This window comes from Pacificispira spongiicola (assembly GCF_012926505.1).
Lineage (GTDB): Bacteria > Pseudomonadota > Alphaproteobacteria > UBA8366 > Aestuariispiraceae > Pacificispira > Pacificispira spongiicola.
The window spans coordinates 727,173-747,978 of the sequence record NZ_JABBNT010000003.1; the positions used below are offsets into that span (position 1 = coordinate 727,173).

Genomic DNA, 20,806 nt, shown 5'->3' on the forward strand with positions numbered 1-20,806 from the left:
TTAGGATTCAAAGAAACTCAAAATCGCGATTGCGAAAATCGCCGCCATGGCGATTGCCGCCGCGATCATTTGCAGTCTGGCCTGTCTCAGGCGCGGGGACAAATCTTCCATCTCGTCCGGATCGCGTTGCCAGTTGGGGTCGCCCCCGGCGCGGCGGTTTCGCAGGATAAGGCCGGTGCCGATGATCACGACGACCGCGAACACCAATGTCAGGACGGTGATCCAGGGCGGGACGCCGAGGATCAGCGACAGTCGGTCCAGCAGGCTTGCGATCAGGTCGCCCACCGGCCGCGATCCTTACCCGTTGGACCCGCGGTTCAGCGCGCGATGACCGATATCGCGGCGGCAGAACCCTTCCGGCCAATGGATCAGGTCGACGGCGGCATAGGCCTTGTCGCGGGCTTCCTGCACGGTCGCGCCGGTCGCGGTGACGTTCAGCACGCGCCCGCCGGTTGCGATCAGCTTGCCGTCGTCGCTGCGCGCCGTACCGGCATGGAAGACCACGGTGTCCGGGTCGGCTTCCGCGCCGTCGACATTCGAAATTTCCGTGCCCTTCTGATAGGTACCCGGATAGCCCTGCGCGGCCAGGACGACGGTCATCGCGGCCTTGTCCTGCCAGCGCAGGTCGAAGCGCGACAGCGTCCCGTCGGCGACGGCCAGCAGCGCGGGCAACAGGTCGGATTGCAGGCGCATCATCAGAACCTGACATTCCGGGTCGCCGAAACGGACATTGTATTCGATGACCTTCGGGCCCTCGTCGGTGATCATCAACCCGATGAACAGCACGCCCTTGAACGGTTTGCCTTCCGCCTTCATTGCGGCGACGGTCGGGTTCAGGATCGTGTCGATGATGCGCTGTTCGATTTCCGGTGTGCAGACCGGCGCGGGGGAATAGGCGCCCATGCCGCCGGTATTCGGGCCGGTATCGCCGTCGCCGACCCGCTTGTGATCCTGGGCGGAGGCCAGCGGCAGCGCCGTTTCCCCGTCGGACAGGGCGAAGAAGGACAGTTCTTCCCCCACCATCATTTCCTCGACCACGACTTCCGCGCCCGCGCTGCCGAAAGCGCCGTCCAGCATGGCGGCGTCGACGGCGGACAGGGCTTCTTCCAGCGTCATGGCCACGGTAACGCCCTTGCCCGCGGCCAGCCCGTCCGCCTTCACGACGATCGGTGCGCCTTGTTCGCGGATATAGGCCTTGGCGGCCTCCGCGTCCGTGAAACGCCCATAGGCGGCGGTCGGGATGTTGTATTTGGCGCAGATATCCTTGCTGAACCCCTTCGATCCCTCCAGCGCGGCGGCGGCGGCGCTGGGACCGAAGACGCGGATGCCTGCTTCCGTCAGGCGATCGGCCAGACCGGCGACCAGGGGGCCTTCCGGGCCCACCACGACGAAATCGATTTTCTCGTCCTGTGCGAAGCGGATGATGCCGTCCAGGTCGTCCACGGAAATCGGCACGCAGGTCGCTTCCCGTGCGATTCCGGCATTGCCCGGCGCGCAGAACAGGGCATCGCATAATGGCGAGGCTGCCAGAGCCCAACACAAGGCGTGTTCGCGTCCGCCGGAGCCGATCACCAAAATGCGCATCCCCGTTCCTTTTCTCAGCTTCCCAGGTCCCGATCGGGTCTTCGCAATGCCGGGGCCGGGCCGGTCGCCCTGGCGGGCGACGCTTCCAATTCGAAGGCTCTCGACATAGCATTTTCCTCGGATTTGACAAACCGCGTAACGTCGCGGCATTTCTTGATCAAAGCCTTTGCCAAACCGGGCCGACCTGCGATGCTGGCTGGGATATGTCGGATCAAATGACAGGCAACATTCAAGAGCTATCGGTCTCTGAGCTTTCCAACGCGCTGAAACGCACGGTGGAAGACGCGTATTCCTATGTTCGCGTCCGGGGGGAAATTTCCGGTTTCAAACGCGCCGCCTCCGGTCACCTCTACATGGCGCTGAAGGATCAGGACGCGGTTCTGGACGCCGTCTGTTGGCGCGGCAGCGCGTCCAAGCTGATGGCCCGGCCGGAAGACGGGTTGGAAGTCATCGCGACCGGGCGGCTGACGACTTATCCGGGCCGGTCGAAATACCAGATCGTCATCGAACAGATCGAATTGGCCGGGGAAGGCGCGCTTCTCAAACTCCTGGAGGAACGCAAGCGCCGCCTCGCCGAGGAAGGCCTGTTCGATCCGGACCGCAAGAAGCCGATTCCGTTCCTGCCGCAGGTCATCGGCGTGGTTACCTCCCCGACCGGTGCCGTCATTCGCGATATTTTGCATCGCCTTGCGGATCGCTTCCCCCGGCATGTGCTGTTGTGGCCGGTTCTGGTCCAGGGGGAAGGGGCCGCGGCGCAGGTCGCGGCGGCCATCGACGGCTTCAATCGGCTGACCCCGGACGGTCCGATTCCGCGACCGGATGTTCTGATCGTCGCGCGCGGCGGCGGGTCGCTGGAAGATCTGTGGGGCTTCAACGAGGAAATTGTCGTGCGCGCGGCGGCGGCCAGCACCATTCCGCTGATTTCCGCAGTCGGGCATGAAACCGATACGACCCTGATCGATTTCGCCAGCGACCGGCGGGCACCGACCCCGACGGCCGCGGCGGAAATGGCGGTGCCTGTGCGCGCCGATCTGCTGGCCGATCTGGTAGGGTTCGAACAGCGTTTAATCAGCGCCGGGGCGCGTGGCTTGGAAAACAGGTCGCGCTATCTGGAAGGGTTGGCGCGGGGCTTGCCGCAACCGCGTCGCCTGATGGAACCGGCGATGCAGCGTCTGGACGACCTGAGCGAACGGCTGAGTCAGGCGCCTGCGCGTATTCTGCGCGAGAAGGCGGATCGATTGGACGCGCGGGCGGGCCGCCTGCGGTCCCCGTCGGACCAGATTCGCCGGGCATCGGATGGGTTGTCCGATCTGACGGGGCGATTGGATCGCGCCGCCCGATACGGCGTGGACCGCGAACAGCGTCGCTTCACCGATCTACGTGTGGGCGACCGTAGTCTGACCGCGATGGTCCGACGCCTGAAACAGGACGGCGAAAGATTGGCGCGTTTCGGTCAGGCGGTGGAGGCGTTGAGCTATCGCGGCACGCTGAAGCGTGGCTATGCAGTGGTGCGCGATACGGACGGGGCTTTGGTCACGCAAGCCGACGGCATATCGGCGGGCATGGCCTTGGAAATAGAATTCGCGGAGGACAAACGTATTTCGGTCCTGGCGGGGGAGGCGGGTACGGGGCGGAAATCATCCCCCCGAAAGAAACCCGCCGCCGACCCAAAAACCCCACCCAAACAACAGGATCTTTTCTAATGCGTTTTATGGGCGTGCTTACAGGGGCCATCCTATGGTGTCTCGCTGTACCGGGCCAAGCGGCCGACCTGCAAATGGACGGTCAATTCGTTCAAGGTGGATACGCGATGGGATATGTATCGCCGGGCAGTCGCGTTGATTTCGATGGCCTGGACGTTCCGGTCGGTGTCGGCGGCGATTTCTTTATCGGTTTTCATCGCGACGAACAGGCGGAGCCGGTGTTGAAGATCACGCATACGGACGGCAGAACGGAAGAACGCACCCTGTCGATCAAGCAGCGCCAGTACGACATTCAGCGGATCGACGGTTTGCCGGATGAAAAAGTGACGCCCCCGCCGGAAGTGACGGAACGGATCGCGGCGGATGCGGCATTGGTCGCGAAGGCCCGTGCGCGGCGCACGCCGCGCGCTTATTTCGAAACTGGCTGGATGTGGCCGTGTGTCGGTCCGATTACCGGTGTGTTCGGCAGCCAGCGCATCCTGAACGGCGAACCGCGCCAACCTCATTATGGGGTGGATATCGCCGCGCCGTTGGGAACGCCGGTTGTCGCGCCCGCCGACGGGGTGGTGTCGCTGGTCGCGCCCGATATGTATTTTTCCGGGGCGACGCTGATGATCGATCACGGTCGTGGGCTGGCCTCCGCCTTCCTGCATCTACAATCGATTGAAGTCTCGGAAGGTCAGGTCGTCCGTAAGGGCGACCGAATCGCCACCTTGGGCGGCAGCGGCCGGGCGACGGGGCCGCATCTGGATTGGCGGATCAATTGGTTCGACAAGCGGTTGGACGCCGAACTTTTCGTCGGCCCCATGCCGTCGGAATAGTGCCGTCGGAATAGGGTTATACCCGACCGATGCGGAAGGTCAGCGGCCAGAAGACGCGCTTGGGCGTGTCGGGATCGCCCCAGACCTCGGCCAACGCATCGCGGAAACCCGGTAGCGGATCCTTGCCGGTCTTGACGCGAAATTCCTTCACCGCCGACCAGGTCCCGGCATAGGCGACCAACCGGTCCAGGGGCCAGGAAACCGCCATCGTCAAATCGGGGCCTGGTTCTTCCGGGAATGGGAAGGGAATGTTGGCATAGCCTTCATCCACATGGCGGCGTTCCGGCGGCCAGTAGGCCCCGATCCCGTCGGCATAGAAACGCTGCAAGGCCGCATTCGCCGCATCGTCTTCGACCTGCGTCGGGCGATAGGACAGCAAGACCAATTTCGCGCCGGGACGGGCGACCCGGCGGACCTCGTCATAGAATTTCGGCAGGTCGAACCAATGCGCCGCCTGGGCCGCCAGGATCAAATCGACGCTGCCGTCGGCCAGCACCGGGGCGTCTTCCGCCGGACAGACCGCATAGGTGACGCCGTCCGCCGCGATAGCCTTTTCGATTTGCGGGGCGCTGGGGTCGGTAGCGATGACGCGTTCGAAATGCTTGGCGAGACCGACGCTGGCCTGCCCATTGCCGCAACCGCAGTCCCAGGCCAGACCGTGATGGTCCACCAAAGCGGCCAGTTCGGAATAGAGAGTTTCGGGATAGTGAGGTCGGAACGCGGCATAATTCGCGGCGAGTCCGGAAAAATGATCTTTGAACTCCACCACGATACGTCTCCTAATTCGGCCAGCGTTTATGGACCCAGAACCATTCGCCGGGCCGTTCGCGAATCCAGCCTTCCAGCCGTTGCGTGAATTCTGTTGCCACGGCAATCGTATCGGCCTTCAGGTCGCCCGAATTCGGCGATTCCAACGGCGGATGGATGGTAACCCGGAACCGGCATTTTGCGATCCGTTCGATGCGGACCGGCAGAATCGGCACATCCAGGCGCAGACCCAATTCGACGGGGCCGATGGCGGTCATGGCGTCGCGTCCGAAGAAGGGAATCGGATGCCCTTCGTTGAGCTTCTGGTCCAATAAGAGGCCAAGCCGCTCCCCACGTTTCATCCCGGCATAGGCTTCGCGGAAACCGGCTGGCCCCTTCGGCAGCAGCTTATTCACAAAACGGCCGCGCACCCGACGGAAATACGTATCCATGTAAGGGTTCGTCGCGAAACGGTAGATGTTGTTCAATGGGCAGTCGTGGGCATAGGCGACGAGGCTGACCATTTCCCAATTCGCCATATGCGCGGACAGGAAAATCGCGGCCCCTTGATCGCGCGCCGCGATCAGATGTTCCAGACCAACGACGTCAACGGGGCCGTTCGGGGCCAGGACGTCGATCTTGCCCAGATGCGCGAATTCGCCGGCCCCCCGGCCCAGATTGTCCCAAACCTGACGCACTGTAGCGTCGATTGTCGCCTGATCCCAATCCGGAAAGGCGTGTTTGAGATTCCGGCGCGCGACCTTATCCGCTTTCAAAAAGGGGCCGATGGTTCGAAACAGAAAGCCGCCGATCGCCGACGCCCAGGACAATGGCAGTTGTCGGACGGTCCACAGCGATCCTTGTATCGCCGCGGCCTGTATCAGATGCACGAGGGTCCGTTTGGGGCCGGATTTGGAAGACGTCGTCATTGGTTCGTTGCGAAAGAAATCAGGGAAACAGGCGTCGCATCGTGCCATGTAACATGGACGCCGACGGCAAGGATGCGGTTCTGTATCACTGGCGGTAGCTTAACAAAATCCTTTTCCGTCGTAACCGCAATGGCCTGAAGCCGCTGGGATTCCGCTAAAATTGCGCTGGTATCGGCTTCCGAATAGCGATGGTGGTCTGGAAACGCACGTGTCGCGACGATGTCGAGATGCATGTCGCGCAACGTGGCGAAGAACTTTTCCGGTCGTCCGATCCCCGCGAAGGCCATGACCCGCGATCCGACCGGCAAGGTTTCCGGACGGTCCGGGGTCAGACGTCCCCGAAAACACGGAATTTTCCGGCTCTCAATCGCGCCGGGGGCCGGTCCGTCCCCCAACAGAATGACTGCGTCCGCGCGGGACAGGGCATCCTCGACCCGTTCGCGTAGCGGCCCGGCGGGCACGACACAGCCGTTCCCGAATCCGATGGCGCTGTCCACCACCAGAAACGAGCGATCCTTGATCAGGCTGTTGTTCTGGAATCCGTCGTCGAGGATGAGGTGACTTGCACCGGCGGCGACGGCGGCTTTCGCCGAGGTGACGCGATCCGCGCCGATCCAGGTCGGGGCGGTCCTGGCGAGGAGCAGCGGTTCGTCGCCCACGTCCAGGGCAGAATGGCGTTCTGGCTCCACGCGTGTCGTCCGTGCTGTCAGGGCGCCGCCGTAACCCCGGCTGATGAAATGCGGATACGCACCCGCGGCGACCAACGCGCGACCGACCTCTATCGCCACCGGCGTTTTGCCGGTGCCGCCCAGATTGACGTTTCCTATACAAATGACGGGCCGTTCGGCGCGGAACGGTTCGCTGCGCCGGGCGTTGATGCGACCGCCGATTTGCCAGAGACACGATAGCGGGGTCAGGAGGCGCGCGGCGAGGCCCGGCTGCCGGTCGAACCAGAAGGCCGGGGGCCTCATTGGCCTCGCCCCGGTGCGATGGGCGGTAGAACCGGGGCCAGCCGCGCCATGACGCGGTCGACGGTTGTCGCGCCGATGCGGGCCACCGCTTCCCCGGCCTGGGCGACGGTTTGTCTGTGACCGGGATCGGCAAGCAAGCGCGTAACGGCGTCGGCGACATCCGACGCGGACGCCGCCGAAACGGCACCGCCCGCATCGGTCAGGCTGGCCGCGACGGTCGAAAAATTCGTCATGTCCGGGCCGATCACCGGGACGCAACCGAGCTGCAGCGCCTCAATGGGGTTATGCCCGCCATGGCCCCCAACCAAACTGCCGCCGATCAGGGAGACGGGGACCAGCCGATAGAACAGGCCCAATTCGCCGAGCGTATCGGCGACGAGGCATTGGCATTCGGGCGATACGGTTTCCCCGACTGCTCGCCGTGCCGTAACCAGCCCCTTCGCGCGCATCAGGGCGGCGACATCCTCCCCCCGCTTCGGGTGGCGCGGGACGACAACGGTCAGCAGGTCCGGCAGGCTTTCCCGCAGCAGGGCGTCGGCCTCCGCCACGATTTCTTCCTCGCCGGGATGGGTGCTGGCCGCCAGCCAGACCGGCCGGCCGGAAACGCGCCGACGTTCTTCCTCCAGGGCGATATCGTCGACGGGCAGGGGCGGTGCCGACAGTTTCAGATTGCCGACGCAATCGGCTTTCCGCGCGCCCAGACTGGACAGATGCGCGGCATCGTCCGGGGTTTGCGCAAGGCAGGGGGAAAACCCGCCGAGGAGATCGGCGGACAGGCCGGGGAAACGGCGCCATTGGCTCAGGCTGCGCGACGAAATCCGCCCATTGACCAACGCCATCGGCTTTCCGGAATCGCGCATTGCCCAAATCAGGCCGGGCCAGAATTCGGATTCGATCCAAATCCCCAGATCCGGTTGCCAATGATCGAGAAACCGGCGCAGCCAGGGGCGAAGGTCGACGGGTAGATATTGGTGAATGGCGCGCGGTGGAAGCCGTGCTTCCATCAGGCGGGCGCTGGTCACCGTGCCCGTGGTGACGAGGACATGGCTGTGTGGGTCGCGCGCCAGCAAGCGTTCAATCAGCGGCAGGGCGGAAACCGATTCCCCATTGCTGGCCGCGTGAATCCAAACCAAGGGTCCGTCCGGACGGGGCTTGCCCGGCTGTCCCCGGCGTTCCGCGAATCGGACGGGGTCTTCTTTCCCGGCAGCGAGCCTTTTGTCCAACACGCGCCGGATGACCGGTGCGCCGAGCGTTGTGGCCAAACAATAGGCGTGACGGGCGAGCATGGTGCTAGGCCCCCGTCGTCTTTTCGTCGGACGCGGCGCGCGGCACCGGATCGTGCCCCATCTCCCGGTCGCAGCCGTCAGCCAGATCGTTCAAAATAGCTTCGATTTCCGCGCGGCAGGCTTCTCTCGCCGCGGCATCCGGTTTCGGCGGCAGGATATAGGCCTTGCCCCAGCGGCAGACGCCCCGGTTGAAGGGGAGCGGCAGTTGGAACAGATCCCAGGTCTTCAAGACACGGCGGCGCTTCATCGAATAAGAGACGGGAACGATCGGCACGCCGGCCAGCGCGGCGATGACGATCATGCCTTCCTTCACGACGAGGCGTGGGCCGCGCGGGCCGTCCGGGGTGAAGCCGACAGGCTTATTGTCTTTCAGGCGTTTCACGATGGCGCGGGTCGCCTTCGCCCCATCGCGGCTGTCCACGGGAATCGCGTCGAAACCGAACCGGCCCATCGTGCCGGAAACGAACCGGCCATCGCTGTGTCCGGAATGCACGACGCACAGATTGTGCGACTGTTCGGCATAGGCGAAGGGCATCATCCCGATCCGGTTATGCCATAAGGCGATGATGAACGGCTTCCCTTCCGCGAACAGGCGATCACGGTCTTCGGTGCCGCTTACCTCCCACCGGGACGTCAGGCGCACGAACCGGATATAGGCGGCGATCAGCGCGCAAACGAGGCCGTGAAACCAGGCCTGCTTTGTCAGCCGCTTCACCAGCCCCATGCGGATCAAGCCTCCTGTGTTTCTTCGTTGGTCAGATCGTCCTGAAACTGAATACGGCACAAGCGTGCATACAACCCGTCGCGCTTGACCAGTTCGTCATGCGGCCCGACATCGATGACCTTGCCCTTATCCATGACGAAAATCCGGTCCGCCTTGCGGATCGTCGCCAGCCGATGGGCGATGACTATCGTGGTGCGTCCGACCATCAGGCGCGCCAGCGCTTCCTGCACCTGACGTTCCGATTCCGCGTCCAGCGCCGACGTCGCCTCGTCCAGCAGCAGGATCGGCGCGTTCTTCAACATCGCGCGCGCGATGGCGATACGTTGCCGCTGTCCGCCGCTGAGGCGCAGTCCCTGTTCCCCGACCATGGTGTCGTATCCGTCGGGCAAGGACAGGATGAAGTCATGGGCGGCCGCGTTGCGCGCGGCCTCTTCGATTTCTTCCTGAGACGCGCCCATTCGGCCATAGGCGATATTGGCGCGGATCGTGTCGTTGAACAGCGCCGGTTCCTGGCTGACCAGGGCGATACCGCTCATCACCGATTCCAGCGTCGCCTTTCGAATGTCCTGACCGTCGATCAGGACCGCACCGTCCGTCACGTCATAGAAACGCGGGATAAGGTTCAGGACGGTCGTCTTCCCGGCACCGGACGGCCCCACCAGGGCGACGGTTTCGCCCGCCTTGATGTCGATATCGACACCGTCCAGAACGCCTTTGTCGGCGTCGTATCGGAAAAACACGTTCTGCAACGCGACCGTGCCCTTGCCCGGCTTCATCGGCCGCGCATCCGGGGCATTCTTGATCAGCGGATCGTGGTCGATGATTTCGAAAATCCGCTTCGCCCCCGCCAAACCTTCCTGGAGGGAGTTGTTCAGCCCGGCCAAGCTGCGCATCGGCTGATAGGCCATGAACACGGCGAAGAAGAAGGCCATGAAGGACCCAACCGTCTGCTGGCCGTTCAGGATTTGATAGCCGCCCAGGACGATGATCGTGAACAGGGTGAATCCGGCCAGCGAGTCCATGATCGGATAGCTCAACGCGCGCGTTCGAACCGCCTTCACCAACAGCTTGTATGTGGTCAGGAAGGCCTTGCCGCCGCGTTCCGCTTCATAGTCCTGCATCGAATAGGCGCGGACCTGTCGGGCGTTCTTCAGGCTGTCGTCCAGAACGGCGGTCATCTGGCCGAATTCGGCCTGGGTATTTTCGGACACCTTGCGCAGGCGGCGGCCGATGCGGGCGATGGGCATCACGCTGAACGGGAAGAAGATGAAGGCGAACAGCGCCAGTTGCCAATTCAACTGGAACATGGCCCCGATCATGAAGATCAGCGTAATAACGTCCCGGCCCGCCCCCGTAAAAACCTTGGTCACGGCGTCGCGCAGGAAATAGGTGTCGGAGGTGAAGCGCGACAGTTGTTTCGCCGTGCCTTCCTGTTCCAGGTAGCGGATTTCGATTTCAAGGAAGGCGCGGAACATCTGGTTCTGCATCGTTTCGATGACGCGCAGCCCGACCATCTGCATGGTCACGGATTGCAGGAAGTTCCCCAAACCGCGTGTGACGGATAGGCCGAAGAAACCGGCCGCCGCGGCCCAGACCCAGAATTCTTCCTTGTTAATGAAGGCTTCGTTCAGGGCGGGTTCGACCAGTTTGACCAGCCCGAAATTCGACGCCCCGACAATCGCCATCCAGAACACGGCGAAGGCGATCATGCCCTTGTGTTCCGTCATATACTCGCGCCAAAGACGCCGGGTCAGCGTCCGGGTCAGCGGGTCCAACGAGAACCGGTTCTTTTTCTTATTTTTCGGTACGGTTTCAGCCTGGGCAGCCAAGGGGGTGGATCCTATCGAATCTGATGGGTAAGAATCGAAGGCCCTATAGCACGCGCCACCCAGACCGTCACGCGGGCAGCGTCGGGCTTTTACCCCTTAGGCGGCGCAGTGGCGCGCGACGGGCAGGATGTTTTTCAGGAACTGCCGCGAACAGGCTTCCCAGGAGAAGTTTTCCGCATGGCGGCGGCAGACCGCCGGATCGATCTCCAGCGCCTTGATCGCCGCGCGCTGCAGGTCCTCGCTCAACACACCGCAGGGGTGGTCGCCGATCACGTCGACGGGACCCGGCACGGGCAGGGCCGCGACCGGCACGCCGGAGGCCAGGGCTTCCAATAGGACAAGGCCGAAGGTGTCGGTGCGGCTGGGGAAGACGAAAACGTCCGCCGCCGCGTAATGCTGCGCCAAGTCCTCGCCGGTTTTCGGACCCAGGAACTTAACGTCGGGATAGGTCTCTTTCAGCTCTTCCAACTGCGGGCCGCCCCCGACCACGACCTTTGTGCCGGGCAGGGCGAGATCCAGGAAGGCCCCGATATTCTTTTCCACCGCGACCCGGCCGATATTCATGAAGATCGGACGCGGGAAATCCAAAATGTCCTTGGGGCGCGGTCGGAATAGCTCGAGGTCCACGCCGCGCGACCAGAGTTGCAAATTCTGGAAGCCGCGTTCGTCCAGCGCCGTGCGCATGGACGGGGTGGTCACCATGGTGACCTCCGCATCGCCATGGAATTTGCGCATCCAGTTATAGGTAATGCCGACCGGCAGGCGGCACCGCGCATGGATGTATTCCGGGAATCGCGTGTGGAAGCTGGTGGAAAACGGGTGTTTGCGTTTCTTGCAGAACTTCCGCGCCGCTTGCCCCAGCGGGCCTTCCGTCGCGATATGCACGGCGGCGGGCATCAGGCCGTTCAACAGCTTCGGCAAGGCCCAAGCCGCATTCACCGCCAGCCGGATTTCCGGATAGGTCGGGCAGGGCACGGTACGGAAGCGGTCCGGCCCGATGACATGGACTTCCAGACCCATCCGCTCCAATTCCAGACGCGTGCGGTCCAGGGTGCGGACGACGCCGTTGATCTGCGGCAGCCAGGCATCGGACACGATGACGAGTCGGCGGCCCGGCACGGCGTCGATTTCGGAAAGAAGGTCGGGATCGGTCGGGGCAGCCCGAAGAGGCATCACAGTCGCCATATAGTCTCTCTATTCCGGTTCAGGCGCCGACGCCGGCGGGGAGGCGTTTGCTGCTGGATACGGCGACCCGTTCCGGCGCATCGGTCCAACGGACGATTTCCAGCTTCCCGTCGGCGTGTTCGACCAGCGCGGTGCAGCTTTCCACCCAATCGCCGTCGTTGCAGTACAGGATGCCGTCGATCTCGCGCATTTCGGCATGATGGATATGGCCGCAGACAACGCCGTCGACACCGCGTTCGCGCGCTTCATGGGCCACGGCGGTTTCGAAATGGCTGATGAATTCGACCGCGTTCTTCACCTTCTGTTTCAGGAAGGCGGACAGCGACCAATAGGGCAGCTTCAACCATCGCCGGACGAGATTGAAATAGTGATTGGTCGACAGCAGCACCGTATAGGCCCAGTCTCCCAGATGGGCGAGCCATTTGGCGTATTTCACGACGGAGTCGAACTTGTCGCCGTGGATGATCAGATAGGTCCGGCCATCCGCGCCTTGGTGGATCACCTCGTCCTTTACCAATACGCCGCCGAAGAACAGGTTCGTATAGTCGCGCATGACTTCGTCGTGATTGCCGGGGACATAAATGACCTGGCAGCCCTTGCGCGATTTCTTCAGGACTTCCTGCACGACCTCGTTCTGGGTTTCGGTCCAGTACCAGGATTTCTTCAGCCGCCAGCCGTCGATGATATCGCCGACCAGATAGAGCGTTTCGCATTCCGTATGGCGCAGAAAGTCGAGCAGGAAATCGGCCTTGCATCCGCGCGTTCCCAGATGCGTGTCCGAAATCCAAACCGTGCGGTACCGACTGACGCCGCGAAAGCCGTGCATGGGTCTGTCCCTTCGCTGGGCGGGCCGTATAAATTGCGTTCGGCAGCCGCCCGTTTCGATGGGCCAGTGAATACGGGTGAATTATGAAAGAAATAAGTATTCGTCGGAATTCCGGCGTGCCTTCATCTAATTTTCATAATAAAGAAATAGAAACTACACGGCAGCGTCGATTTCTTACTGTTTTTAGGGATAGGGGTGCGGTTTCTTTGCCCAGGGATTCCAGTCTTGGCGAATCACCTTCCATGGTTCGCAATCGTCGGATAGCGGTCATCTACAATCCTGTCGCCGGGTTTCGGCAGCGGGGGCGGTTGAAGCGTTTCCTGAAACATCTGCGGCGGCTCGGCCACGAAGTCCTGCTGCGGCGGACGGAAGGACCGGGGGACGCGACGCTGATTGCCCGCGACTTGGATGCGGACACGGTCGATGCCGTGGTCGCCGCCGGGGGGGACGGGACGATCAACGAGGTCGCGAACGGCCTGATCGGACGGGGAATTCCTCTCGCGATCGCGCCCTTGGGCACTGCGAATGTACTGGCGTTCGAAATCGGATTGGGGCTCAACCTGAGACGGGCCGCCGACCTGCCCGCGCAGGGCGTCGCCGTCGAAATCCGCCCGGCCTTGGCCGACGACCGCGGGTTCCTGCTGATGGTCAGCGCCGGACCGGATGCACGGGTCGTGGCGTCGGTGAATTCCCGCCTGAAGCGCGTGATCGGGAAAACGGCCTATGTCGTCGCGGCATTGCGTGAAATCGCGCGCGGCCGCTGGCAGCCGATCCGCGTCGTCGTCGACGGCACCCCCTATGAGGCCGGTCTCGTCGTGGTGACGCATGCGTCTCACTATGCCGGGCCGTTCGTGATCGCGCCGGAAACGCGGTTGGGCGACGACAGCGTGACCGTGGTGCTGCTGGAAGGGCGCAAACGGCGGGCGTTGCTGCGCTACGGTCTGGCGCTGCTGACAAGCCGTGTCGCCGGTCTGCGCGATGCGACGGTGTTGCAAGCTCAATCGGTTCGGATCGATGGGCCCGCGGGGGAGCCGATCCAGTCCGATGGAGATCTGATCGGCGCGGCCCCGATCGATATCACGCTCGGCACGAAAACCCTGCATCTGTTGGTTCCCGATGCCGGGCGGGTGATCCGACCCGTATCCGCCTGAAATTGCGGGCACTAGCGCCGAATCCTAGTTTCTGCTATGAAACAGCGTTTTCGCGGTCCAGAAGGACCGTGTTCGGCAATGAGGGGGAAACGGACACGTTTCCGATAATGACGGGAGAACCCTGATGCAATTGTCCTCTTTCGGTACGAATCGATCGACATCCATGACATCGTCTCTTCGCTCTATGTCCGCCATGCGCCCCGCGGCAAAACGTGTGGCGGCGCTTGCTCTCGCGGGCGGCCTTGCCCTGTCCCAAACCGCCTGCACGACGGGGGATGGGGAGCTTTCGACCGACGATAAGGTCGCGATCGTGACGGTGGCCGGGGCTGTCGTCGGTGGGATCGTCGGCTACCAATTCCTGGGCGGCGAGGATACGCGACTGCTCTGGGCGCTGGGGCTCGGCGCCGCCGGGGCCTATGGCGGCAAGATGCTGGGCGAACACCTGACCCGGTACGACCGCACCGCGATGCAGGAAACGGCTTATAAATCCCTGACGGAATCCCCGACGGGGGAAACGGCAGTCTGGCGCAATGGCAATACCGGCACGAATGGGTCGATCACGCCGGTGCGCACCTATCTGGACGCTCAGGGCCGCATCTGTCGCGAATACGATGCGCAGGTCAATGTGTCGGGGGATACGGTCAGCGGCCGGGAAAAGGCCTGCCTGACGGAAGCCGGGCATTGGGTCGTTTCCGCCACGACCGGGTAAACTCTGCGGTCCACGTGCCCTGTGCCGCGACGCAGCCCTGGAATAGCAATACCAAAAGAAAAAAGGCCGCGTCGAAACGCGGCCCAAGTTTAGGGAGGAAACGCCCAATACGGACGCCTGTTGGCGTCGCAACATGATTAGGCGGATCATGTTGCACTGCAAAATATGATGTAGTTTCCAATTGGAATCAAGGACTAGATGCGTATTGCAGTGCACAAATGTTAGGCAAGACGGGTGAAAAATTTGGCAAAATGGATCGTGGGGTCGCTTTTCGTCGCTTTCCTGTCGCTCTGGTCGCACATGGCGGTGGCGCAGACTACAAAGGTTCCGATAAGCGCGGCTTTTGACCTGTCATCTGCCTTAACTTTGGACAATTTTTTTTGGCCGGACGCGCGAATGGCCCTGTCCCATGAGCAATTCACGCGCATTGCCGAGGAAAAAACCGCGTTTTCCGGCCCAGTCGCTCTAACCGCCTTCACCCCGGCGGGATTGTCGATCGGCAAGGCGGACAGTTTTTCGGGCACGGTTACCCTGTCCGACTTTCGGCTGGAAGCCCGGTCGGGGGCGGGACGGGCCGCACTGACCCTGCCGGATATGACGCTGGGTTTCACCAGCTATGTCGACCGCCTTGTTCCGGTTCCCGATGCGGAAAGCGTGGTTATCGACCGCCGCGACCGCTTCGTCCTTCTTTTCGGGGTCGGTCGGATATGGCGGGAGTCGGCGGACCGGGGGCGCAGTCGCTCGCTTCTGCCCGTCAGCTTGGTCGATGCGGAAACCGGGGACGTCTTCGCCGGGCTGGCCAGCTTCCTATATGGCGATCGGCGTGGGCCGACGCCTATGGTGTTTCAGTTTTCGCAGGAAACCGCGCCGAAGCGGCATTACGACATCGTCGGCACGGCGACCGTGACCTATACGCCGGGTCCGCTGGCCGGGGCGGAAAGCCGGATCGCGGCGTATGAGACACGTCAATCAACCGCGCCCGTCTATCGCGATTGGGATGTCTTGCTGAACGAAGTACCGGCACTATCGGGTGTCGATTTCGACGGCTTGTTGGGGGATCAGGGAGATGTGTCGGCCAGCGGCCTGATCCGGGACGGCGTCGTCTATCTGCGCGGCTGCAACACCCGGGCGGGTCGGTATCCGTTCTGTCGGGACATGCGCCTTGGTCTCGGGGCGATGTCCTTCCCTCTTTTGGGCTTCACCGCCCTGGCCCATATCGTTCATCGCTACGGCGACGACGTGATGGATATGACGGTCGGCGATCTGGTTCCCGAATTGCGGCGACACCCGAAATGGCGGATTACCCGAGTTTCGGACCTCATCAATATGGCAAGCGGTCTGGGTGAAACCACGCCGCAGCGTGCCAAGGGAGTGGTCGCGGCCGATGGCGACGCGGCGGCGCTGGATATCCGAAAGGCGCGCGCCACCACGGATAAAATCGCCGTGGCGTCCGGTTTCCCATCCTATCCCTGGCCACCGGGGGAAGTCTTTCGATATCGGCTTGCGGACAGTTTCGTTCTGTCATTGGCCATGGACCGCTATTTGAAGGGGGTTATCGGGCCGGATGCATCCTTGCGCTGGGTATTGCAAGACCGCTTGTTCCGGGCGGTCGGGATTCCCAGGCTTCAGATGCGCATGTCAGCCGGAAACGGGCCCAGCGGCCGCGTGCCGGATATCGGGGAAGGCCTGTTCCCAACGATCGGTGAAACGGTGCGCCTGATCCGGCTGTTGCGGGATACGCAAACCGGAATACGGCAAACCGGCCTGAGCCGGGAACTGGTGACGGAGGCCCTGGCGACCGAGGCGGAATCCGGTCTGCCCACTGGGGCGGTTTATCCGGATGGGGGCGGGACGTTCGATCTGGGGTTTTGGCGGCGGCCCTTCCGGTCCGGGCGGGGTTGTCTTGTCCATATTCCGGAAACCTTCGGGCGCGGCGGGTCGGTGATCGACTTTATACCGGACGAGCTGACCGCCTTCCGTTTTGCCGACGGTGATCCGGAGAATCCGGCGACCCGCGACAGCCGTGTGCTGCGTCAGGCCGCCGATCTCGCCGGGGACTTCTGTCCCCGGTAACGCATTCCGATTACATTGACGGTTCGTCGATTCCGTTCTGACGGCAGGCGGCGGTCACCGTGTTGCGCAGCAGGCAGGCGATGGTCATCGGCCCGACGCCACCCGGCACCGGCGTGATCGCGGCGGCGACCTTCGACGCGCCCGCGAAATCGACGTCGCCGACCAGGCGCGTGCCGCCCTCCGGCTTTTCGATGCGGTTGATGCCGACATCGATCACCACCGCGCCGGGTTTCAGCCATTCGCCCTTGACCATTTCCGGGCGGCCGACGGCGGCGACGACGATATCCGCCTGTCCCAATTCGGCGGGCAGGTCGGCGGTACGGGAATGGGCCACCGTGACGGTGCAGCTTTCCTGCAGCAGCAGGTTGAACATCGGCTTGCCGACGATGTTCGACCGCCCGACGACCACGGCCTTCTTACCGGACAGGGCGCCGCCGAAATAATCGCGCAGCAGCAGCAGGCAGCCCAGCGGCGTGCAGGGAACCAGCGCATCGGCGCTGCCGGTGTTAAGGCGCCCGACATTGACGACATGGAAACCGTCGACATCCTTGTTCGGGTCGATCGCGGCCAGCACGGCCTGTTCGTCGATCTGCTTGGGCAGGGGCAGTTGCACCAGGATGCCGTTCACTTTGGGATCGGCGTTCAGTTCGTGGACCTTGGCCAGCAAGTCTTCCTGGCTGGTCGTGTCCGGCAGCTTGAATTCGTAGCTTTCCATGCCGGCTTCCAGTGTCTGCTTGCCCTTGTTGCGGACATAGACCTGACTGGCCGGGTCCTCGCCGACCAGAACGACGGCCAGACCGGGGGTCAGCCCGTGATCGCGTTTCAGGCCCGCGACCGCTGTCGCCACCCGGTCGCGCAGTCCTGCCGCGAATGCCTTGCCGTCGATGATTGCCGCGTCCGTCATGATACTTCCCCCGCTAAATCGATTATGCCGTGCCCAGCGCCGCCAGCACCGGTCCGATACGCGCGGACAGGTCTTTCGGGTCGCCGTGAATGTCGACGACCTTATTGCGGTCCGTCGCACCGGATACGACAGTGAGCGACGTTTTCGGGCATTTGAACGTCTTGGCCAACAGCTTCAACAGCGCGGCGTTTGCCTTGCCGTCTTCCGGTAGGGCGCGAACTTGAACCTTCAGACGCTGATTGTCGTCCGAATCCGCCGTGATCCCTTGCAGTCGATCCGTCGATGCCTTCGGCGTCAGGCGGATTGCCAGCCGCACGCCGCTGTCGGTTTCGGTCAGCAGCATCAGAACATGCGATAGAGAAGGCCCTGCAGGATGCTCTGCACGAAGATCAGAATCAGGAACAGGATGATCGGGGAGATATCGACCGGGCCCAGATCGGGCATGATCCGCCGGATCGGGCGCAGCACGGGTTCCGTGACGCGGTACAGGAATTCGCCGATCATATAGACGATGCGATTTGATGTATTGACCACGTTGAACGCGACCAGCCAGCTCAACACCGCCGATGCGATGACCAGCCAGATATAGATATCGATCGCGACCAGGACGATCTTGATCAGAGAGGTGATCACCAAATCCATTGTTTCCAACCCGATTTTCGTTTGCGCCGTCCCAGAAATAGGCGGGGTGCGCCGCGACCGCAAGTCATTGCGATTACCGTCTTGACATTGATCCGCCGCCCGACGATATTCCGCGCGCTTTCGGGACGGGGTTCCACCGGGTTCCGGGGGCGCGTGTGGGGCGGTAGCTCAGCTGGGAGAGCGTCGCGTTCGCAATGCGAAGGTCGGGAGTTCGATCCTCCTCCGCTCCACCATTATCAAACCCCTCGCCTTACCGGCGAGGGGTTTGTCATTTCAGGCTGAATTTTCGCGGATCAGCGCAGGAAGGCGCCGAAATACTTATCCAGCGCGCCTTCCATCTGACTGTCCAGATCGGCGGCCATTTCTTCCGTCATTTTGTACCAGATACCCTCGCGCTCGTTCAGCGTGACGTCCTCCGCCACCGTGCGTTTGCGTTCCACGGTGCTATTGGACCCGGCGGTCTTGCCCAAGCTGGGATTGGCGGCGCTCATCTCCACGACCAGTTTCGCCTCGTAGCGTTCGCCCTGATCGACGGTCAGCAGCCCCGTCAGGCCGGTCGACTTGTTCAGCGGCACCTCGATCACCGGCGCTTCGCGGATGGTGAAGACCAGTTCGCCATCGTTGCCTACAGCCTTCAGGCGGTCGCGCGCCCAGTTGGCGGCCATGCGCATCGGCGGTACCGGGAATTCGCCTTCGACGTGATCCGGCGTGCCCGGCGATTGATAGGCCTGCACGACCGTGATCTTCGCGACGTCCAATGCGATTTCCGGCCGGTGCCGAAACGTAATGTCGGCATAGCGCGGTACGGAAACCTGCGTTTCGCAGGCGGCGAGCGCCAGACCCAGGCCCAGGCTCATCCCCGCGATCATGAAGTGACGCCGTTGCATTCGATTTCCCCCTTCTCTTGGTGCCGTTTAACGGTCCCGTCCCATCGTCCGTGAAAAAGATACAATCCGCTTCGGGGCGAAATTAAGACGGATCCGTGTCGCCCATCCGGCAAATCAGGTCCCAGGCTTCCTTCGGGATAGGCATGACGGACAGCCGCGATTGCTTGATCAGCGACAGGTCGGCCAGTTGCGGTTCCCCCTTGATATCGGCCAGGGTGACCGGCTTTTCGAACGGACGGATCGCCTTGATGGTGACCATGCCGAACCGGCCCGACGCGTCGGTGTGGTCGGGGTGATATTCCTCGATCACCTCCACGATGCCGACGATCCGCTTTTCATTGACCGAATGATAAAAGAAGCCCCGGTCGCCGATCTTCATCGCCTTCATATTGTTGGAGGCCTGATAATTCCGCACCCCGTCCCAGCCTTCGCCTTCGTCGGCCTTGCGGACCTGATCGTCCCAGGACCATGTGCCGGGTTCGGATTTGAAAAGCCAATAGTTCCGCGCCATCGTCTTTAACTTCCTCGATTAACCTAGTCTCGATTTCACCTAGTTCCGGGCCGCAGCGTATCCGCGCATGGCGAAGAGGGAAAGGACCCAGCCGATTGCGGCGTAGCTGGCGCAGAACACGCCGATTCGACCGATGCTCCAACCGCTATCCAGCATCCAGCCCAGCAGCGGCGGGGCGGCGGCGCTGGAAAAGACCATCAGCGCCGTCATCATCGCCTTGATTTCCCCCAGATAGCGGGTGCCGTAGGATTCCGCCCACAGCGCGACGAACAGGACGGACACCATGCCTGCCGTGATGCCGTTCAGGATCATAAACCCGGCGGCGGTCCAGGGCGCGTCGCCGATCCCCAGCAACAGGCAGCCGAAGACACTGCCCGGCAGCATCAGGGGCAAGCCGCGTGCCGCGCCGAACCGGTCGACGAACCCGCCGAACAGGATGCCGACCGGGATGCTGGCGGCGGCATAAAGGATCAGGCTTCCGGCCCAGAGTTCCGCACTCCACCCCTTCGTTTCGGCGATGCGGACACCGTGCAACAGCAGGCCGGTGATGTTGAAGCTGGGCGCCAGCATGCCCGGCAGGACCAGATAAAACCGCGGATCGCGTAGAACTTCCTTGCGTCGCCAGGACCGCGCGGTTTTCGCCGGATGCAGTTCCTGTTGCGGGGCCGGGGCGGCGCTGGGCGTCGGGCGGTTGTCTTCCGCCGCCTCGTATCGGGCATAGCGCGCGTCGTGGCCGCGCAGCAGCCACAGGGCCAGCGGCAGATAGATCGCCAGATAGACGGCGGCGAGCGAGAACCAGGTTTCCCGCCAGCCCAGAAGCGCAATCCCGGTGACGGCCAGAATGGGGAAACTCGCCTCTCCCAAGGGATAGCCGTAGGACCCGAAGGCGATGGCCTTGCCGCGTCCGACGCGGCTGTACCGGCCCAGACTGTGGCCGTTGGTATGGCTCATCAGGCCCTGGCCGCTTTGGCGCAGCAGGAAGATCGCGATGAACAGGGTAATCGGCCCCTGCACCGCGCCCAAGGCCGCACAGGCCACGGCACAGACGGTCAGCAGGCAGAAGGTCCATTTGCGTAAATCGATACGGTCGACAAGCGCGCCGGTATAAACGATGACGGCGGCGGACAGCAGCGTCGCACTGCCGTAGATCGTGCCGAAGGCGGCGTCCGACAGGGCGAAATCGCGGCGGATTTCCCCGCCGAATTGCGAGATGAAATAGGTCTGCCCGAAGCTGGAGCCATAGGCCATGAACAGGCCGTAAAAGGCGAGTTTCGGATCTGCCCGGAGGAAGTCCGGCCAGAGCAGTCGGGAAAGGCCGCGCATT

21 protein-coding genes and 1 tRNA gene are annotated in these 20,806 nt (G+C 62.8%); 6 read left to right on the forward strand and 16 right to left on the reverse strand.

The window, feature by feature from the left end; translation table 11 throughout:
- Entirely contained in the window at positions 1-285 is a 285-nt protein-coding gene (locus HH303_RS12955; RefSeq protein ID WP_169625737.1) for a hypothetical protein, read from the reverse strand.
- A gap of 12 nt (positions 286-297) precedes the next feature.
- Positions 298-1,584, reverse strand: a complete 1,287-nt coding sequence (purD, locus tag HH303_RS12960; protein WP_169625738.1) for a phosphoribosylamine--glycine ligase — start codon at positions 1,582-1,584, stop codon at positions 298-300.
- A gap of 215 nt (positions 1,585-1,799) precedes the next feature.
- On the opposite strand from purD, the gene xseA reads away from it, so the two are divergent.
- The gene (xseA, locus tag HH303_RS12965; protein ID WP_319637403.1) at positions 1,800-3,287 is read left to right on the forward strand and encodes an exodeoxyribonuclease VII large subunit; all 1,488 of its coding nucleotides are present in this window, start codon (positions 1,800-1,802) and stop codon (positions 3,285-3,287) included.
- Positions 3,287-4,108 carry a M23 family metallopeptidase gene (locus tag HH303_RS12970; protein WP_169625740.1) on the forward strand — a complete coding sequence of 274 codons (822 nt, stop codon included), beginning with the start codon at positions 3,287-3,289 and terminating at the stop codon, positions 4,106-4,108. Before xseA ends, HH303_RS12970 begins: the two co-directional genes overlap by 1 nt.
- Before the next feature lie 16 nt (positions 4,109-4,124).
- On the opposite strand, the gene HH303_RS12975 is transcribed toward HH303_RS12970, so the two are convergent.
- From HH303_RS12975 to HH303_RS13010, 8 genes are all read right to left on the reverse strand, one after another.
- The gene (locus HH303_RS12975; protein ID WP_319637404.1) at positions 4,125-4,877 is read right to left on the reverse strand and encodes a class I SAM-dependent methyltransferase; all 753 of its coding nucleotides are present in this window, start codon (positions 4,875-4,877) and stop codon (positions 4,125-4,127) included.
- A 10-nt stretch (positions 4,878-4,887) separates the two neighbouring features.
- Complete coding sequence (locus tag HH303_RS12980; protein WP_169625741.1) at positions 4,888-5,784, reverse strand: lysophospholipid acyltransferase family protein; 897 nt, start codon at positions 5,782-5,784, stop codon at positions 4,888-4,890.
- Complete coding sequence (lpxK, locus tag HH303_RS12985; RefSeq protein WP_169625742.1) at positions 5,781-6,755, reverse strand: tetraacyldisaccharide 4'-kinase; 975 nt, start codon at positions 6,753-6,755, stop codon at positions 5,781-5,783. Before lpxK ends, HH303_RS12980 begins: the two co-directional genes overlap by 4 nt.
- Positions 6,752-8,041 carry a 3-deoxy-D-manno-octulosonic acid transferase gene (locus HH303_RS12990; RefSeq protein ID WP_169625743.1) on the reverse strand — a complete coding sequence of 430 codons (1,290 nt, stop codon included), beginning with the start codon at positions 8,039-8,041 and terminating at the stop codon, positions 6,752-6,754. The genes lpxK and HH303_RS12990 overlap by 4 nt, the downstream gene beginning before the upstream one ends.
- Positions 8,042-8,045: 4 nt before the next feature.
- Positions 8,046-8,765 (reverse strand): lysophospholipid acyltransferase family protein, encoded by a 720-nt coding sequence (locus tag HH303_RS12995; protein WP_169625744.1) that lies wholly within the window; start codon positions 8,763-8,765, stop codon positions 8,046-8,048.
- Positions 8,766-8,770: 5 nt separating this feature from the next.
- Positions 8,771-10,594 carry an ABC transporter ATP-binding protein gene (locus HH303_RS13000; protein ID WP_227421754.1) on the reverse strand — a complete coding sequence of 608 codons (1,824 nt, stop codon included), beginning with the start codon at positions 10,592-10,594 and terminating at the stop codon, positions 8,771-8,773.
- A 96-nt stretch (positions 10,595-10,690) separates the two neighbouring features.
- Positions 10,691-11,767 (reverse strand): glycosyltransferase family 4 protein, encoded by a 1,077-nt coding sequence (locus HH303_RS13005; protein WP_227421755.1) that lies wholly within the window; start codon positions 11,765-11,767, stop codon positions 10,691-10,693.
- Positions 11,768-11,798: 31 nt separating this feature from the next.
- A complete protein-coding gene (locus HH303_RS13010) occupies positions 11,799-12,605 on the reverse strand; it encodes a UDP-2,3-diacylglucosamine diphosphatase (protein WP_169625746.1) in 807 nt (268 codons plus the stop codon).
- A 242-nt stretch (positions 12,606-12,847) separates the two neighbouring features.
- Here HH303_RS13010 and HH303_RS13015 point away from each other — a divergent pair, with 242 nt between their 5' ends.
- From HH303_RS13015 to HH303_RS13025, 3 genes are all read left to right on the forward strand, one after another.
- A complete protein-coding gene (locus tag HH303_RS13015; protein WP_169625747.1) occupies positions 12,848-13,756 on the forward strand; it encodes a diacylglycerol/lipid kinase family protein in 909 nt (302 codons plus the stop codon).
- Positions 13,757-13,880: 124 nt separating this feature from the next.
- A complete protein-coding gene (locus tag HH303_RS13020; RefSeq protein WP_169625748.1) occupies positions 13,881-14,465 on the forward strand; it encodes an RT0821/Lpp0805 family surface protein in 585 nt (194 codons plus the stop codon).
- A gap of 396 nt (positions 14,466-14,861) precedes the next feature.
- Entirely contained in the window at positions 14,862-16,538 is a 1,677-nt protein-coding gene (locus HH303_RS13025) for a serine hydrolase domain-containing protein (RefSeq protein WP_169625749.1), read from the forward strand.
- 10 nt (positions 16,539-16,548) lie between these two features.
- Here the strand turns inward: HH303_RS13025 and folD are convergent, their stop codons facing one another.
- From folD to HH303_RS13040, 3 genes are read right to left on the reverse strand one after another with little or no spacing between them, the layout of a single operon-like run.
- On the reverse strand, positions 16,549-17,442 hold the full coding sequence (gene folD, locus HH303_RS13030) for a bifunctional methylenetetrahydrofolate dehydrogenase/methenyltetrahydrofolate cyclohydrolase FolD (RefSeq protein ID WP_169625750.1): 894 nt from the start codon (positions 17,440-17,442) through the stop codon (positions 16,549-16,551).
- Positions 17,443-17,464: 22 nt separating this feature from the next.
- On the reverse strand, positions 17,465-17,785 hold the full coding sequence (locus HH303_RS13035; protein ID WP_169625751.1) for a DUF167 family protein: 321 nt from the start codon (positions 17,783-17,785) through the stop codon (positions 17,465-17,467).
- Positions 17,785-18,084, reverse strand: coding sequence for a YggT family protein (locus tag HH303_RS13040; protein ID WP_227421756.1), 300 nt, complete (start codon positions 18,082-18,084; stop codon positions 17,785-17,787). The genes HH303_RS13035 and HH303_RS13040 overlap by 1 nt, the downstream gene beginning before the upstream one ends.
- Positions 18,085-18,241: 157 nt before the next feature.
- On the opposite strand from HH303_RS13040, the gene HH303_RS13045 reads away from it, so the two are divergent.
- Positions 18,242-18,317, forward strand: a tRNA-Ala gene (locus HH303_RS13045).
- Between the two features lie 60 nt (positions 18,318-18,377).
- On the opposite strand, the gene HH303_RS13050 is transcribed toward HH303_RS13045, so the two are convergent.
- From HH303_RS13050 to HH303_RS13060, 3 genes are all read right to left on the reverse strand, one after another.
- Positions 18,378-18,971 (reverse strand): hypothetical protein, encoded by a 594-nt coding sequence (locus HH303_RS13050; RefSeq protein WP_169625752.1) that lies wholly within the window; start codon positions 18,969-18,971, stop codon positions 18,378-18,380.
- Between the two features lie 82 nt (positions 18,972-19,053).
- The gene (locus HH303_RS13055; protein WP_169625753.1) at positions 19,054-19,482 is read right to left on the reverse strand and encodes an EVE domain-containing protein; all 429 of its coding nucleotides are present in this window, start codon (positions 19,480-19,482) and stop codon (positions 19,054-19,056) included.
- Between the two features lie 39 nt (positions 19,483-19,521).
- Entirely contained in the window at positions 19,522-20,805 is a 1,284-nt protein-coding gene (locus tag HH303_RS13060; RefSeq protein ID WP_169625754.1) for an MFS transporter, read from the reverse strand.
- Between the last annotated feature and the right edge of the window lies 1 nt (position 20,806).